A 3,157-nucleotide genomic window follows, 5' to 3' on the forward strand; every position below is an offset into this window, starting at 1 on the left:
AGAGGGGGACGGCTGTGGGGGAGAGGGGGCGGAATTATCACGGCGTGATAGATCGCCATCGGCGGCCGTCCTCGCGCTGGCGATCTATCACGCCGTGATAGATCGCGAAGCACGAACAGTCGCGGGGCAGTCGCGGGGCGGTCGCGGGACAGTCGCTGGACCTATCACGCCGTGATAATCCGCGCCCCTCCTCCCCACGCACCCGGGCCGCTCACGGATGCCTCGGGGAGTCCGCCCGGAGCATCGCGGTACGGGCGTGCCGACGGCGGTCGCCGGGATGGAAGACCAGGATGATCATGCGGGCGCCGGGAGCGGTCATCGGCTGGGCGGCGCACAGGGCGACCCAGCCGGGGCCGAGGGCGAGGTGGTGCAGGGGGCGTTCGTCGCCGTCCAGGGGGAAATGAGCACCCGCGCGTTCGTAGATGCCGGAGCAGAGGGGGTCGGCGAGGACTTCCTTCTCTATCTGTTTCAGCGTCTCGTCGTGGGGGTCGGCAGCGAGCGCGCCGCGCAGATGGGGGAGGGCGAAAGGGGCCCAGGCGCTGTCCCAGTCGATCAGGACCGAACGGGCGGTGGGGTCCAGGGCCATCCAGCGCATGATGTTGTGCGGGGCGCGGCCGTGGGGGAAGAGCGCGGCGAAGGCGGCGTTGTGCGCGAGGAGGTTCCAGGAGCGGTCGTGGACGTACGCCATGTGCGCGATGCCGTCGACGGCCTCCTGCCAGACGCCCGGGAGCTCCTCACCGGAGCGGGCGTTGAGGGGGTAGGGGGGATCCTGGCCGAGACCGTAACGCCACAGGGCAATCCACTCCTGCTCGTTCATACCGAGCAGGCGGGCCACGTCTTCGAGGAGATCGGCGGGCGGCTTGCCGTAGCGGCCGGACTCCAGACGCCCATAGGTGTCGGGGGCGCGGTGCAGCAACTGGTCGATCTGGGCCTGGGAGAGCCCGGGGGCGCGCCGTCCCTGACGGGTGGGCCGGTTCAGACCGTGGCTCTCGGGGGTGATGCGGGCGCGGCGTTCGCGCAGCAGGCCGCGCAGAGCAACCTTGTCCATGAAACGTGTTCCCCATGCGTGGGCGGCCCCGTTGCCAGGTGGTGGTGGCCGCCTCGGTGAGCTGTTGCCGGTAGGGGGGTCAGCAGCCCCAGGCGGAGTCCCGTCGCGTGCGGGCCACCCACGAAGGCAGGGGGACGGCGGATGGCGCGGTGCGTGCCATAGGGGCCATAGGGGCTATAGGGGCCGTGCGGTGCTGCATCGGTGTTTCCTCTCGTACGCGGGAGGGTTGCGATGGGTGAGGGAGGGGGGGAATCGAACATCGCGTGTCCGTACGAACGTTTTCGGCCTGCTCCAGAGGCCCTGGTGCGGGCCGGTGCCGTACAGGCCCACCGGTACGCTGCCTGGTCGGACGTGTGGCGATCAAGCGGGGGCGGCTGCGTGTGTGCGCCGGGCGCAGACACGCAGGGCACCGACGGGGGCGAACCAGGTGGAGAGCGACAATCCGGCACGGCGCACGGACCGGCTGCCACCGGAGGCGGTCGAGCTGTACGGGCGGATCACCCGCCACGAGCCCCTGACGCCCGAGGACGCGCCCGTGCTGGCCCGGCTGCGGGACCGCGGCCTGGTCGCGGTGGACGCCGATCTGCCGGACATCCCGATAGCCCTGGACCCGCAGGAGGCGGCGCGGCGGCAACTGGACGCGGACCTGCGGGAGATGGCGGCGCGGGCGGCGCGGATGGCGGCGATACCCGAGGACGCGGACGAGCTGAGCGTGCACTTCGAGCGGGCCAAGTGGCGTTCGGGGCGCGGCTCGGAGTTCCTGACGGAGCCGGGGCTCGTGAACGCCCGGATCGAGCACGCCATCAGCCAGGCCCAGGCCGAGCTGCTCACGGCCCAGCCCGGCGGGCCGCGCTCCCCGGAACTCCTGGCCCTCGCCATGGACCGGGACAGCAGGGCGCTGGAGCGCGGGGTGAGCGTGCGCACCCTGTACCGCGACAGCGTCCGCGACGACGAGGCGACCCGGCAGTGGGCACGGGTGATGACCGGCAAGGGCGCCCAGTTCCGGACGCTCATCGGGCCGTTCCAGCGTTGCATCATCGTGGACCGCCGTACCGCGTTCATCTCCGACCACATCGTGAACTCCGTCCCCAGCCACGCCGCCTGGCACGTCCTGGACCGGGCGGCCGTGGCGTACATGGCGGAGGGGTTCGACCAGGAGTGGCGCCGCGCGGAGATCTGGCACGGCGACCCACGGGTTTCGGACGTGGCGGCCGGGGCGCGTACGACGCGGCTGCAGCGGGAGATCCTGCGGGACACGGCGGCGGGCATCGAGCAGCGGATCACGGCGCAGCGCCTGGGGATCGGGCTGCGAACGCTCTCGAAGGAGATCGGCAAGCTGCGCGAGCTGTGGCAGGTGTCGACGCTGGCGGAACTCACCTACCGCTGGGCACTGTCGGCGGAACGGCTGATCGACGACGTGTGAGGGCGCGGGCCTGGGAGGGCGCGCGCGGGGGAGGGGCATCCACTGCCCGCAAAGCCCACTTCCCACAAGGCCCACTTCCCACAAGCGTTTTAGGCAGAAAAATCATCAGGAGAAAACGCGGTCCCCGCTGTTGCATGCTGGGCCCGGCCGACCGGAGTCGCCCCAGCCCGGGGCTGCTTCGGTCCGTACGTCCGCTGTCACGGGGGACTGCCATCCGCGCGCATGCCAGAACCGGCAGTGCGGAGCCTGTCGCCGGGCTCTGCCGGGCATCGCGCGGGGCCGGGTGTCCGAGCCGGGACCCCCGGACGCTGCCGAGTCTCGGCACGCCTCCCGTGCCCAGCGCCGACGTCCCCGGCACCCGCCCCGCAGCCGTGCCCCGGCTGTCAGGGTCAATCGCCCGCGCTCCCGGAACAGGCCCTGCCCGCCCGGAACTTCGGCACGAGACCCCAGAACGCGCTGACGAAACGATCCGTCAGCGCGTTTAATGCGCCCATGCGCAGACGGGGCAACACCCGGGCCGGTACCCAGGCCGAAACAACGACCCTCACGGCAGCCCTCACAGCAGCCCTGCTGACGCTCTGTACGGCCGCCTGCGGCCCCTCCACCACCCCGGAGGCACCCGACGGCCCGAGCGGCGGCAAGAGCCGCCCAGCGCCCCGTACGGGCTTCTCCGTCCGCTACGAGCC

2 protein-coding genes and 1 pseudogene are annotated in these 3,157 nt (G+C 71.9%); 2 read left to right on the plus strand and 1 reads right to left on the minus strand.

The window, feature by feature from the left end; genetic code table 11:
* Positions 1–211: 211 nt before the first annotated feature.
* Positions 212–1,048 carry a helix-turn-helix domain-containing protein gene (locus ACJA3G_RS33760; protein WP_406556845.1) on the minus strand — a complete coding sequence of 279 codons (837 nt, stop codon included), beginning with the start codon at positions 1,046–1,048 and terminating at the stop codon, positions 212–214.
* 427 nt (positions 1,049–1,475) lie between these two features.
* Here ACJA3G_RS33760 and ACJA3G_RS33765 point away from each other — a divergent pair, with 427 nt between their 5' ends.
* Together ACJA3G_RS33765 and ACJA3G_RS33770 are read left to right on the plus strand one after the other, a co-directional pair.
* Positions 1,476–2,471 carry a hypothetical protein gene (locus tag ACJA3G_RS33765; protein ID WP_406556846.1) on the plus strand — a complete coding sequence of 332 codons (996 nt, stop codon included), beginning with the start codon at positions 1,476–1,478 and terminating at the stop codon, positions 2,469–2,471.
* A 492-nt stretch (positions 2,472–2,963) separates the two neighbouring features.
* Positions 2,964–3,157, plus strand: a pseudogene (locus tag ACJA3G_RS33770) (hypothetical protein); the annotation flags it as partial.

The organism is Streptomyces sp. YS-3 (assembly GCF_045257485.1).
Taxonomy (GTDB): Bacteria; Actinomycetota; Actinomycetes; order Streptomycetales; family Streptomycetaceae; genus Streptomyces.

Excerpts from the sequence above, each read along its gene's own strand:
- ACJA3G_RS33760 (WP_406556845.1), bottom strand. The coding sequence starts at position 1,048 with ATGGACAAGGTTGCTCTGCGCGGCCTGCTGCGCGAACGCCGCGCCCGC.